The organism is Streptomyces sp. T12 (assembly GCF_028736035.1).
GTDB lineage: Bacteria > Actinomycetota > Actinomycetes > Streptomycetales > Streptomycetaceae > Streptomyces.
In genome coordinates, this window is record NZ_CP117866.1 from 1,127,816 (window position 1) to 1,141,535 (window position 13,720).

Here is a 13,720-nt window from a genome sequence, read left to right on the forward strand (position 1 = left end):
GTCGGTTACCTCCACTCGCTTCCGAACTCGGCTTCGAGTTCGTCGATCTCTGCTTGGGACAGGGACACCAGGGGCAGGTCGGACGGCGTGTGTCCGCCTCCCGGGGTGCCGGCGGCCTGGGCGGTCAGCTCCTCGCGCCACAGGTCGGCGAGGGCATGGACGTCGCCCTCGGACCAGATGCCTGGGGCCCAGGACCAGGTGGTGTCGAGCCGGCCGTCGGCGGTGCTCACCGCGGTGATCTCCAGACCGTGCGCGACGGGCATGGCGGCGTCATGGGCCGCGCCCAGGTTCCGCAGCGGCTCCGGCGCGGGCGAGAAGTCACCGTCCGCCGAACGGGCCGTACGGCCCAGGTAGTTGAAGCCAACCTCCGGGACCGGGAGGGCGGCGAGGGTGGGTCCGGTCCCGGGGTTGAGATACCGGAGCAGGCCGTGGCCGATGCCGTGGTCGGGTACGGACCTCAGCTGTTCCTTGACGCTCTTCAGCACGTGCGCACGGTCGCCGAGGTCGATGCCGGTGAGGTCGAGCCGGGCGGGCGCGACGCTGGTGAACCAGCCGACCGTGCGCGACAGGTCGACTCCCTCGGCGACCTCCTCGCGGCCGTGCCGCTCGATGTCGATCAGGAGGGCCCGATGGCTGAAGCGGCGCGCAAAGGCGGTGGCCAGGGCGGCGAGCAGCACGTCCTCGGGACCGGCGTGGAAGGCGGCCGGGAGGGCGGTGAGCAGTTCGTCGGTGACCTCGGCCGGGAGTTCGCGGGTGAGGTGGCGCATCGCGCCGGTCACGTCCCGTTCCGGGTCGGTACGCCGGGCGCCGAGGAGGGGGGCGGGCTGCTCCAGCATCCGCTGCCATACGTCGAGTTCGGAGGCCCGCTCCAGCGCCTCCCGCTCCAGCAACAGGGCCCAGTGCCGGAAGGAGGTGCCCGCAGCGGACAGCTCCGTCTCGCGCCAGGCAGCGGCCAGGTCGGTGCGCAGGAGGTTCCAGGAGACGCCGTCCACGGCGAGGTGATGGACCGTCAGCAGGAGACGTCCGGGAAGATCCGGCCCGGCATCGAACCACGCGGCACTCAGCAACCTGCCTTCTTCCGGGTTGAGTTGAGGTCGCCGCCTCCGTTGCTCGGTCACGGCAGCCACGTCGGAGACAGCCACCCGCTCCAGCAGTCCGCCCGCGTCGACGCTTCCCGGCGGCAGGATCTCGGCCGTCCAGTCGTCGACACTCAGCCGCATCCGCAGGACGTCGTGACGGTCCACGAGGGCCTGGAGCGCGCGCGTCAGACGCTTCTCGTCGGCGTCGGCCGGCGTGACGAGCAGGACGGACTGGCTGAACGAACCGATGGGGCCACCGCGTTCACGCAGCCGGTGCAGGGCTGGGGTGAGGGGTAGCTCGCCGACCGCCGGTTCCTGGCCCCGGAACGGCGTGTCGGGAGCCGGGCGGGCCGCCGCCAGCGCGGCGAGCGCGGCCACGGTCCGCTGCTCGAACACATCGCGTGGGGTCAGCCGCACGCCCGCGGCGATCGCCCGGCTCACCAGATGGATCGAGGTGATGCTGTCGCCGCCGAGGTCGAAGAAGCCGTCGTCGACGCTCACGTCAGCCACGCCGAGGACCTCGGCGAAGAGCTCCTGGAGGACCCGCTCCTCGGAGGTGCGGGGCGCCCGGCCCGCACCCGCCGACACACGGGCCGGCTCGGGCAGGGCCGCACGGTCCAGCTTGCCGTTGCCCGTCATCGGCAGGGCGTCCAGCGGCACGAGGGCCTCGGGCACCATGTGGGCGGGCAACTGGCGGGCGCAGTGGGCGCTCACGGCCGCAAGGTCGGTCTCACCGGCGCCGACGACGTACCCGACGAGACGCCGGACACCGCCCCCGTCCTCCCGCACGACCACCGCGGCCTGCACGACGGCCGGATGGGCGGTCAGCACACCCTCGATCTCACCGGGCTCGATCCGCAGTCCCCGGATCTTGAGCTGGCCGTCGGCCCGCCCGCGCAGCTCCAGGGTGCCGTCGGCACGGCGCACGGCGAGGTCACCGGTGCGGTACATGCGCTCACCGGCCGGCCCGAGGGGGTCGGCGACGAACCGTTCGGCGGTCAGGCCCGGACGGTTCCAGTAGCCGCGGGCCACATGGTCGCCGGCCACATACAACTCACCCTCGACGCCGACCGGTACGGGGTTCAGGCGTGTGTCCAGCACATAGGCGCGGGTGTTCCACATGGGCCGGCCGATGGGCACGGGCCCTGTCGGGAGGTCGTCGCCGGGTTCGATGCGGTGGTCGGTGCAGCCGACGGTGAGTTCGGTCGGGCCGTAGTGGTTGATCAGCCGTACCTGCGGGTGCTCGCGGCGCCACTGGCGCAGGGCCTCGCCCACGAGTGCCTCGCCGCCGAGCATGAACTCCTCGTCGGGTGACAGGTCGTGCGGGAGCGCGGGCAGCAGCGGGAGGTGGCTGGGGGTGGCCTTGAGGAAGGTGTAGCCGCTGCGCAGCGGGGCGGCGCCCGCCTCGTGGAACGCGGCGATGTGCACGCGCCCGCCGGCGGCGAGCGCCCCGTACAGGGTGGTCACCGTGGCGTCGAAGGACATGGTGGCGTGCAGCAGCGAGGTGCCCCGCAGGCTCGGGTACGCCTCCACGCAACGGGCCACGTAGGTGGTGAGGTTGCGGTGCTCGACGACGACGCCCTTGGGACGGCCCGTGGTGCCGGAGGTGTAGATCAGGTAGGCGGGATCGGCGGGCCGGGCCTCGGCGAGCAGCGCGTCGGGGTCCTCCGGTGCGGCGTCCGGGGACACGACGGGACAGGCCACGGGCTGCCGGTCGCGGGTGATCAGGCACACCGGGGCTGCGTCGGAGAGCAGGTGGGCGGTGCGCTCGGCCGGATGCTCGGGGTCCAGCGGCAGATAGGCGGCGCCCGCCTTGAGCACGGCCAGCACGGCGACCGCGAGGTCGACCGAACGGGGCAGCGAGAAGGCGACGACACGGCCCGGCCCGGCACCGTACGACGTCAGCACACGCGCCAACCGGTCTGCGGCCACGTCAAGTTGATGATACGTCAGGCTGATCGAGACGTCTTCGACTGCCACGGAGTCCGGCGTCCGCGCCGCCCGCGCCTCGAACATCCGGGGGAAGGTGGTGTCCGGAACCTCCCGTGCCGTGTCGTTGAACTCCACGACCAGGCGGTGCCGTTCGCCGTCCGCGAGGATGTCGAGCGCCCCGATCGCCCGGTCGGGATCGTCCACGGCAGCCCGCAGCAGCCGTATCAGCCGGGCGGCCAACTCCTCGGCCGTACGGCGGTCGAAGAGGTCGGCGCTGTACTGGAGCACGCCCTCGATGCCGTCCGGCGAGCCGTCCGCGGCGCGCTGCTCACCCAGGTTGAAGGTCAGGTCGATCTTCGTCGCACCGGTCTCCACGGGCAGCGTCCGGGCCTGGAGTCCGGGGAGGTCGAGGCTCGGGTCGGCGGTGGGCCGGAAGGCGAGCATCACCTGGAAGAGCGGGTGCCGGGCCGGCGAGCGCGGCGGGTTGAGGGCCTCGACCAGGTGCTCGAACGGCAGGTCCTGGTGGGCGTAGGCCGCCAGATCGGTCTCCCTGACCCGGTCCAGCACGTCCCGGAAGGTCGGGTCGCCGGAGGTGTCGGTGCGCAGCACCAGGTTGTTGAGGAAGCAGCCGACCAGGTCGTCGAGCACCTCGTCGGCCCGTCCCGCGACCGGGGTGCCGATCGGGATGTCGGTGCCCGCGCCGAGGCGGGTGAGCAGGGCGGCGAGCCCTGCCTGCACGGCCATGAACACGGTCGTGCCGGTCGCGGTGGCCAGCGAACGCAGCCTGCGGTGCAGATCGGCGTCGAGCCGGACCTGGATGTCACCGCCGCGGTGGGTGGCCCGGGCCGGGCGCGGGCGGTCGGCGGGCAGCGGGAGTTCCGCGGGGAGTCCGTCGAGCACCTCACGCCAGTGGGCGAGTTGACGGTCCTGGTCGTGACCGAGGACGCCCTGCTGCCAGGCGCCGTAGTCGGCGTACTGGAGGGGCAGCGGCGCCCAGTCCGGCGCACTCCCGGCCAGCCGGGCCCGGTACGCGGTCGCCAGGTCCCGGACGAGCGGGTGCAACGACCAGCCGTCGGCGGCGATGTGGTGCAGGACGAGAAGAAGCACACCGTCCTCGGGCCCGAGGCCGATCAGATGGGCACGGAGCGGGATTTCCTCGTCGATCCTGAAGCCGACGGACGCCAGCTCGCCCAGCCTCCGCGCGAGTTCGGCCTCGTCGCCGACGGTGTCGATCCGCAGGTCGGGCCGTACGGCGTCCAGCACCCGCTGGCAGGGAATCCCGTCCGCGTCCGGGTACACGGTGCGCAGGATCTCGTGCCGGGCGACGAGGTCGGCCAGTGCGGCGCGCAGCGCCTCCGTGTCGAGCGTCCCGCCGGTCAGCCGTACGGCGAGCGGGATGTTGTAGGCGGCGCCGGGCCCTTCCAGCCGGTGCAGGAACCACAGCCGGCGCTGGGCCGACGACACCGGGGGCTCGCCCTGCGCCGCCTGTGCGGTCTGTGCCGTCCGTGCGGTCTGTACTGTCCGCGCCGTCGGCCTGCGAGCGGGGCGGGGTCGTACGGCCGTCCCCGTGCCGAGCAGCTGGGCGAGCGCGGCCGGCGTGGGTGCCCGGAACACGTCGCGCAGGGTCAGCTCGGTGCCGAGCGTCCCGCGGATACGGCCGAGGAGCCGCAGCGCGAGCAGCGAATGGCCGCCGAGGGCGAAGAAGCCGTCACCGGGACCCACCTCGTTCAGGCCCAGGGCATCGGCGAACAGGCCGCACAGGACCTCTTCGTACGGAGTCCGGGCGATGGCGGGCGCGGGTGCCGTCCCGCTCGGCGGCGACGGCAGCGCGGCCCGGTCGAGCTTGCCGTTGGCCGTGAGCGGCAGCCGGTCCAGGACCACGACGGCCGACGGCACCATGTAGTCGGGCAGATGGGCCGCGAGGTGGTCGCGCAGGTCGTCCGGTGTCGGTGACGTGCCCTCGGCGGGGACGGCGTAGGCCACCAGGCGACGGTCGCCGGGCCGGTCCTCGCGGACGACGGCGACCGCCTGGGCGACCCCGGCCCGGCCGGCGAGCGCCGCCTCGATCTCGCCGGGCTCGATACGGAAGCCGCGCAGCTTGATCTGGCCGTCGGCCCGGCCGTGGAACTCGAGTTCGCCGTCCGGCGTCACGCGGACGCGGTCACCGGTGCGGTACATGCGGGCGCCGGGCGGGCCGAAGGGATCGGCGACGAAACGCTCGGCGGTCGCGGCCGGGCGGTTCAGGTAGCCGCGGGCCACACCGGGGCCGGCGACGTACAGCTCCCCCACCGTGCCCGACGGAACCGGCTGGAGGGCGCCGTCGAGCACGTGGGCGCGCATGCCGTCCAGGGGGCGGCCGATGGGCAGCGGGTCCGGCACGTGGGCGCCGGGCAGGCAGGGGCGGTACGTGGCGAAGGTGGTCGTCTCGGTCGGGCCGTAGCCGTCGGTGACGGTCAGGCCCGGGCAGGCGGCCAGGACCCGGCGCACGGCGGCGACGGGGACGGCCTCGCCGCCGGTCCACACCTGGCGCAGGCCCGTGAAGCAGCCGGGGTCCTCCTCGGCAGCCAGCCGGAAGAGCCCGGCGGTAAGCCACAGCGCGGTGAGCCCGTGTCGTTCCGTCAGGCGTGCCACGGCTGCGGCGTCCACGTCCTCGTCCGGGTCGGCGACCACGGCGGTGCCGCCGTTCAGCAGCGGCACCCACATCTCGTACGTGGAGGCGTCGAAGGCGGTCGGCGAGTGGACCAGCACGCGCGCGTGCGCGCCACCGTCGAACGCCGAGTCGGTGGCCAGGGCGGTGATGTCGCGGTGGGGGACGGCGACGCCCTTCGGGGTGCCGGTGGAGCCGGATGTGTAGCTGACGTAGGCCAGTTGGGCGGGGTGCACCTGTATGCCGGGGTCGGTGTCCGGTTCGGTGGCGAGTGTCAGGTCGGTGGCGGTGACGACGAGCGGGCCGCCGTAGGCCTCATCGGTGGGCTGGACGTCGGTGGGCTGGACGTCGGTGGGCTCGGCGTCGGTCAGCAGGACCGCCGCCCGCGTCTCGGCCAGGATCCGCCGGGTGCGGGCCCGCGGGGCACGTGGGTCGAGGCCGACGTACGCGCCGCCCGCCTTGAGGACGGCCAGCAGCGCGACGACAAGGTGGTCGGAGCGGCGCATCAGGACCGCCACGCAGTCCTCGGAACGGACGCCGAGGCCGATCAGCCGATGGGCGAGCCGGTTGGCGCGGGCGTCCAACTCCCGGTAGCCGACGGCTCGTTCGCCCTGGACGAGCGCTGTACCGGTCGGGTCGGCGGTGACCTGGGCCGCGAACAGTGCGGGCACGGTCGTGCCGCCCGGGCGCGCGTCGCTGCCGACGAGCCGCGAGCGTTCCCCGGCAAGGGCCGTCCCGACCCGGCCGACCGGGGTGCCGGGGCCGAGCACGGCCGCCGCGAACTGCTCCAGGAAGTGCGCGAACCGCCGGTGATGCGCGGCTAGTTCGGCCTCCGAGTAGTGCGCGGGGCTCGCGTCGAGGTCGAAGCGGATGCCGTGGCCGTCCGCGCGGTCGTACACGTTGACGGCGAGGTCCTCGACCGGACCGGTGGAGAGGTTGTGGCGGGTGGTCGGGTGCCCGGCGAAGCGCAACTCCGGCCCGAACGCCATGATGTTGACGACGGGCCCGAAGAACCGCCGCCCGTCCTGCGGCCAGTCCAGCTCCCGGCGCAGGTCCTCACCGCGCAGGCGCTGGTGGGCCAGCAGTTCGCGGGTGGCGGTCGCGGTCTGGCGTACGAGGTGGAACGCGGCCGTGTCGGGCCGTACGGACAGGCGCAGCGGGAGCACGTTCGACGCCATGCCCGGCGTGGCGAGTTCCGTCTCGCTCTCGCGGGCGGTGACGGCGAGGCCCAGCACGATGTCCCGGGCTCCGGTGAGCCGGTGCAGATAGGCGGCGGTCGCGGCGAGGACGACACGCGACCAGCGGGTCCCGGCTCGCTCGGCGGCCGCGTGGACCAAGTCACCTGCCGCTTCGGGGAGATGACCGGTGCGGCGCAGGAAGCGGGCGGCGACCTGGGGCGGGCGCGTGGACAAGCCGACGGGGTCGGGGCGGTCGGCGAGGGCGCGGGGCCAGTACGCCTGGTCGGCCGTGTGCCGTTCGCCGGACCGGTATGCCTCGTCGGCGGCGGCCAGTGGGGCGAGCGGCGCGGACTGTGAGGTGTGGGGGGTGCCGGCGATGCGGGCGGTGTAGGCGTCGGCGACCCGGCTCGCGATGAGGGAGCAACTGTAGCCGTCGACGGCGATGTGGTGGTAGCGCTGGTACCAGATCCAGTGGGCGTCCGCGAGCTTCAGCAGCGCGTACCGGAAGAGCGGGGCCCGGTCGAGGTCGAACGGTGTGGCGAAGTCGGCGGCCATCCACGCCTCGGCGGCGGAGCGGGCGTCGGGCTCGTCCGTGAGGTCGAGGACGGGCAGGTCCCAGTCGGGGTCGGCCTCGACGGTCTGGCGCACGGTGTCGTCGGCGGCGGCGAACCGCACCCGCAGCGTCTCGGTGGCGTCCACGACCTGGCGTATCGCGGCCCGGAAGTGCTGTGGGGCGACGGGCCCGTGGATCTCGGTGTACTCGCCCACGTTGTAGGCGGGGCCGGCCGGATCGAGCCGCTGTCCGAACCACATCGAGCGCTGGGCGGCGGACAGGTCCAGGTCCAGTGCGTCGGTCATCGGCCCTCCGCCACGACGACGGAGCCGGCGCCGGTCAGCAGTCGTTGCACCTGCTCGGCGACGTACAGGGGACCCGTGTCGCGGCCCGGCCAGGGGACGCGCAGCCAGGGTTCGGCGGGGATCAGCGTGAGGTCGTGGGCCTGGCGGGCGCGGCCGCCGCCGGTGATGTTGAGGAGCACGAGTTCGTCGCGGCGGACCTGCCCGGCCCGCACCGCGTCGGCCAGCGCGGCGAGGGCGACTCCGGCGCCCGGCTCGATGTCGATGCCCTCGACCTCTTCGAAGAGCGCCATGGCGGCGAGCGCGGACTCGTTGTCGGTACATCGCACGGCGCCGCCGCTCTCGCCGAGCACGTCCCGGACTCCGCCGCGGACGGTGAACGGCGGGCGACGGTTGGTCAGTTCGCGGGCGAGCGGCTCGTGTTCGCGGTGGGCCGGGGCGGGTCCGGTCTCCCGCCAGGCGTCGTACAGCGGCGTGAAGGGCGTGTTCTGGCACATCAGCAGGCGGGGCAGCGCCTCGTCGCCCGTGCGGAGGCGACGTGCCGTCTCGTGCGCGCCGATGGCCCCGGTACCGCTGCCGACGGCCTGTACGTACGTCTCCGGCAGCCGCCCCAGCTCCTCGGCGGCGGCCGGTATGACGGTGCCGAGGCCGTCCCGGCGTCCGACGTTGCGCGCGCCGCCCTCCGCGTGGTGGCCCGGCAGTTGGGCGAGAAGGTCGGCGCAGGCGATCGCGTCGCTGTAGGTGGCGGTGCCGTCGAGGACGACGAGCCGGACACAGGGGTCGAGCGGGGCGGGGAACCGCATCCGCTCCAGGGCGGGGGCGGGCACGACGAGCAGACAGGGCACCCGGTGCCGGCCGGCGGCCCAGGCGAAGGCGGCGGCGGTGTTGCCCGCCGACGGGATCACCAGGACCGGCGGGTCGGCAGGCAGCCTGCCGAGCACGGTGTACGCCTCCAGGTCCTTGAACGTGCAGGTGGGCAGCTGCGCCCCGCGTTCGGGCCAGTGGCCGTTGAAGGCGACCCACAGCCGGTCGAGGCCGATCCGGCGGCCGAGCCGTTCGGCGGGGAGGACGACCGGGCCGGGCACGTCGGGGAAGGTACGCGCCACCGGCAGCAGAGGGGCGTACCGGAACAGCCCGGTGCCTTCACTGCTTTCACCAGCGCGGGTTCCGGTTCCGTCGTACTCGGTGCGCAGAAATGCCGGTTCGTGGCCACGGGGGCAGTCGAGGAGGAGACCGTCGTCCGCGTAACGGGTTCCGCACGAGGAACAGACGAGTGTGTAGTGACGTGTTCCCGGACGCACTCCGGACATCTTCGCTCGCCTTCTGCAGTTCCGCATTTCGCTGATCAATTTGACCGTGCTCTTCAGGAAGGGCGGGCGACGGGCGAATTACCTTTTCACAACGCCGGGTTGACGGATGGGAAGCGCTTACTCATTTCTTACTCGGAACGTCGGACTGTTCAGTTCCGCTTCATCTGCCCTTATCTGCCGGACCGTCGGGAAAGCACATGCCGTGGAGATCATCCGAGGCGCCGCAAGTCGTGAGGAAAGGGTGGCGGAAACATGGGTCATACGCCGATGCATACGACTGCGGGGAAAGGGGTAGAGCTCTCCCCCTGGCTCCCGTCCCAGGTTCCGGTTTCCCTTCTGTCGCCGCATGACGGGGCAGCGAACGGCACGTACCGGGCGCCGTCGCCCGAGTCGCTGCTGACGGCGTATCGAAAGATGGTCCTCGGGCGCCGCTTCGACGAGCAGGCGACCGCGCTCGCCCGGCAGGGCAGGCTCGCGGTGCACCCGTCGAGCCTCGGCCAGGAGGCCTGTCAGGTCGGTGCCGCGCTCGCGCTGCGCGCCACGGACTGGCTGTTCCCCACCTACCGGGACTGCGTGGCGCTGGTCAGCCGGGGCATCGACCCGGTCGAGGCGCTGACGCTGCTGCGCGGCGACGCCCACTGCGGCTACGACCCGCTGCGCCACCGCACCGCACCGCAGTGCACCCCGCTCGCCACCCACGCCGCGCACGCCACCGGACTGGCCCACGCCGAGCGCCTCAAGGGCGTCGACACGGTCGCCCTGGCGCTGGTCGGCGACGGCGCCACCAGCGAGGGCGACTTCCACGAGGCGCTCAATCTGGCGGGCGTGCTGCGCGCGCCGGTGGTCTTCCTCGTGCAGAACAACCGGTACGCCATCTCCGTCCCGCTGTCCGCCCAGTGCGCGGCACCGGGCCTGGCCTACAAGGGCGTCGGCTACGGCGTCCGCGCGGAACAGGTGGACGGCAACGACGCCGCGGCCGTCCTCGCCGTGCTGAGTACGGCGATCGAGGACGCGCGGGCGGGCGGCGGACCGTGGCTGGTCGAGGCGCACACCTACCGCCTGGGCCCGCACACCAGCGCCGACGACCCCTCCCGGTACCGCCCGGCCGAGGAGGCCGAGCACTGGCGCCGGCGCGACCCGATCACCCGCCTGGAGTCCGCCCTGCGCGAGCGCGGCGTGCTGGCCCCCGAGGCCGCCGAGTCCGCGACCGCCGAGGCGGAGGCGTACGCCGCCGACCTGCGCGCACGGTTCACCGAGGACCCCGAGCTGAACCCCCTGACCCTGTTCGACCACGTCTTCGCCTCGCCGCCTCCGCACCTGACCGATCAACGCGCCGCGCTGCGCGTCGAGTTGGAGGGACGCTGACATGACGACGACTGTGGCGATGGCGCAGGCGCTCAACGCCGCCCTGCGGGACGCGCTCGGCGCGGACGAGCGCGTCGTGGTCTTCGGCGAGGACGTCGGCCGCCTCGGCGGCGTCTTCCGGGTCACCGACGGGCTCACCGAGGAGTTCGGCGACCGGCGCTGCTTCGACACCCCCGTCAGCGAGGCCGGCATCGCGGGCCTCGCGGTCGGCATGGCGATGGCCGGGTTCCGACCGGTGGTGGAGATGCAGTTCGACGCGTTCGCCTACCCGGCGTTCGAGCAGATCGCCTCCCACATGGCCAAGATGCGCAACCGAACCCGAGGTGCGCTCCCCCTGCCGCTGGTCGTCCGGATCCCGTACGGCGGCGGCATCGGCGGCGTGGAGCACCACAGCGACTCCAGTGAGGCGTACTACGCGCACACGGCCGGTCTGAAGGTGGTGACGCCGGCGACGGCCGCCGACGCCTACTCCCTGCTGCGCGAGGCGATCGACGACCCGGACCCGGTGATCTTCCTGGAGCCCAAGCGCCACTACTGGACCAAGGAGACGCTCCGACTCCCGTCCCGCACCGAGCCGTTCGGCACCGCCGCGATACGCCGGCCCGGGAGCGACGCGACGTTGGTGGCGTACGGCCCCTGCGTCGCCGTCGCCCTGGAGGCGGCCCGGGCGGCCGAGGCCGAGGGCCTCGACGTGGAGGTGCTGGACCTGCGCACCCTCGTCCCGCTGGACGACCGTACGCTCACCGCGTCGGTACGCCGCACCGCCCGCTGCGTGATCGTGCACGAGGCACAGGGCTTCGCCGGGGTCGGCGCCGAGATCGCGGCCCGGGTGCAGGAGCGGTGCTTCGACGCGCTGGTCGCACCGGTGCTGCGGGTCACCGGCTTCGACATCCCGTATCCGCCCCCGCTGCTGGAGGACGCGCATCTGCCGGTCGCCGGGCGGGTGTTGGAGGCCCTGCGCCGACTGCTGCCGGGCGGCATCGTGCAACGGCCCCGTCAAGTCGCGCCCGCTGCCGCCGACTCGACCGGCCACACCTTCCATCTGCCCGATCTGGGCGAGGGGTTGGCGGACGCCGAGGTGCTGGAGTGGATGGTCGCGGTGGGCGACGCGGTCCGGCAGGACCAGGTCGTGGCCGAGGTGGAGACGGCCAAGTCGGTGGTGACGCTGCCGAGTCCGTACGCGGGGACGGTGACGGCCCTGCACTGCCGGGCGGGCGAGACCGTGCGGGTGGGGGCGCCGTTGCTGACGGTGACTCAACCCGCCTCGGAGGAACCGGGTTCAGGGGCCGTACTCACCGGTTACGGGACGAACGGGGCGCGGTGGTCCGCACCGGCATCCACCGCCACCGCCACGGGCTCCGCCACGGCCACGGGCACCGCGGACACGCCGATCCGCCCGTCGGGCACGGACACCCGCACGCAGCTCGACGCCACCGCCGACAAATACCTCCGCAGTCACCGCGACACGCCCGCCGTCACCATCTGGGCGGACGCCGACGTCACGAACCTCCTCGCCGCCCGCGCCACCCGTGGCACAGGCCTGCTGCCGCTGCTCGCGCAGGCGTGTCTGGCCGGGCTCGCCGCCTTCCCCGTCCTCAACGCCCGTGTCGACACCGGCCGCGGGGAGATCGTCCGCCTTCCCGACGTGCACCTCGGCTTCGCCGCGCAGACCGCCCACGGCCTGGTCGTCCCCGTGGTCCGGGACGCGCACCGGCTCACCCTGGACGACCTCGCGGCCGAACTGCGCCGCCTGACCGGCCTCGCCCGCGAGGACGCCCTCCCCCTGGAACACCGGACCGGCGGCACCTTCACCCTGAACAACTACGGCCCCCTCGGCGTCGACGGCGCCACACCGATCCTCAACCACCCCCAGTCCGCGATGCTCGGCGTCGGCCGCATCACGGACCGCCCCTGGGCGGTGGACGGCCGCGTGGAGGTGCGCAAGGTCGTCACCGTGTCGCTCACTTTCGACCACCGGGTGTGCGACGGGGGCACCGCGGCCGGATTCCTGCGCCATGTCACCGACCACCTTGTCACCGACCGTCTAGTCACCGGCCCGGCGACTGACGGCGGCTGACTCACCGGCGGCTCTCGGGAGAGCGGCGGTCCGCCCTGCGCTGTGCCAGCCACAGGGCGACCTCCTCCGAGATCGGCTGCCCGGTCTCCAGTTCGACGAAGCCGAACTGGCCGCCCTGGTTGCACTCCAGGAACCACCAGATGCCGTGCTCGTCCTCGGCGAAGTCGAAGGCGGCGTACGCCAGTCCGCCGAGGGTGACGTAGTCGTGCACCGACTTGCCGATGCGTTCGGGGACCGGGACCGGCTCCCAGACGTGCCCGGTGTCGCCGTAGCGTCCGTCGACCTGGCCGGGTTCGGCGGTCTTCCGCGCGGCGAACAGCCGGGTGCCGACACTGGTCAGCCGGATGTCGGCCCGCTTGGGTACGTACCGCTGCAGCAGCGCGGGCCCGGCCGCGACCGCGGAGAAGTCCGCGCCGGGGCCGACGAGGGTGGTGGGCAGGGCCAGCCCGGGGTCACCGGGCGGCGGCCCCGAGGCGGACTTCACCACCACGTCCCGGTACTCCTCGGCGAACTCCCGTGCCAGCCGGGGTGACGTGGTGAAGACCGTCGGCGGTACGGCGAAGCCGCTGAGGTGGGCGACCCTCAACTGCCAGGGTTTCAGCCGGGCTTGGTCGGCGTTGCGCGGATGGTTCATCCACCGTGCGGCGGCGGAGTGGAGCATCCCGTACAGCGCCTGCCGGGTCTCGGCGGTCAGCCACGGTGAGGGATGCGCGGCGTGCGCGGCCGGTTCGCCGGGCCTGCGCACCCATATGGAGCGCAGGCCTCCCATGCTGAGCACATGTCCGTTGACCGACAGGTGCCCGTCGAAGTCACCATGGGCGTAGTCGGCGGACAGCACGGCCTTGCCCGGCAGGTCGGCGGGGTCCAGCCGCATCACGGGAGTCCCTGTCCCGTGCAGCCTGGCCACCACCATGTCGGCGGTCACGTCCTCTTCGGACGTCAGGATCAGTACGGTCATTCGCGTACGGGTCGTCAGTCGTCGAAGTGGGTCGCGGATCCGGCGGTGGACGTCGTCGTGCCGACCGCGAGCAGCAGGTCCGGGTCACTGATGGCGGGGCGGCCGTCGGGCAGCACGTTCAGCTGGCGGGCCGGGTCGAAGTGATAGGGCGTCACCGCGTTCGGAAGCCCTCTGGGGAAGGCGTAGTTGAGGGTGAACGGTCGCATGGTGAGCCTCCAATGCAGTGCAGTGAATTACCGTCACTTACGCACTGCTTGTGTAAGGAATTCATCACTTTCCGCCACATCGGCGTGAAGACCGTCACACCCTTCACCGGATT

General features: G+C 73.1%; 6 protein-coding genes. 2 read left to right on the top strand and 4 right to left on the bottom strand.

Going from position 1 to position 13,720, the window contains the following annotated elements; all coding sequences use genetic code 11:
- Positions 1-5: 5 nt before the first annotated feature.
- Complete coding sequence (locus PBV52_RS04910) at positions 6-7,694, bottom strand: non-ribosomal peptide synthetase (protein ID WP_274237029.1); 7,689 nt, start codon at positions 7,692-7,694, stop codon at positions 6-8.
- Entirely contained in the window at positions 7,691-9,001 is a 1,311-nt protein-coding gene (locus PBV52_RS04915; protein ID WP_274237030.1) for a cysteate synthase, read from the bottom strand. Before PBV52_RS04915 ends, PBV52_RS04910 begins: the two co-directional genes overlap by 4 nt.
- 267 nt (positions 9,002-9,268) lie before the next feature.
- On the opposite strand from PBV52_RS04915, the gene PBV52_RS04920 reads away from it, so the two are divergent.
- Together PBV52_RS04920 and PBV52_RS04925 are read left to right on the top strand one after the other, a co-directional pair.
- Entirely contained in the window at positions 9,269-10,366 is a 1,098-nt protein-coding gene (locus PBV52_RS04920; protein ID WP_373921830.1) for a thiamine pyrophosphate-dependent dehydrogenase E1 component subunit alpha, read from the top strand.
- 1 nt (position 10,367) lies between these two features.
- Entirely contained in the window at positions 10,368-12,443 is a 2,076-nt protein-coding gene (locus PBV52_RS04925) for a 2-oxo acid dehydrogenase subunit E2 (protein ID WP_274237032.1), read from the top strand.
- 1 nt (position 12,444) lies between these two features.
- On the opposite strand, the gene PBV52_RS04930 is transcribed toward PBV52_RS04925, so the two are convergent.
- The gene (locus tag PBV52_RS04930; RefSeq protein WP_274237033.1) at positions 12,445-13,401 is read right to left on the bottom strand and encodes an MvdC/MvdD family ATP grasp protein; all 957 of its coding nucleotides are present in this window, start codon (positions 13,399-13,401) and stop codon (positions 12,445-12,447) included.
- A 14-nt stretch (positions 13,402-13,415) separates the two neighbouring features.
- Positions 13,416-13,607 carry a putative ATP-grasp-modified RiPP gene (tgmA, locus tag PBV52_RS04935; RefSeq protein WP_274237034.1) on the bottom strand — a complete coding sequence of 64 codons (192 nt, stop codon included), beginning with the start codon at positions 13,605-13,607 and terminating at the stop codon, positions 13,416-13,418.
- Positions 13,608-13,720: the final 113 nt, after the last annotated feature.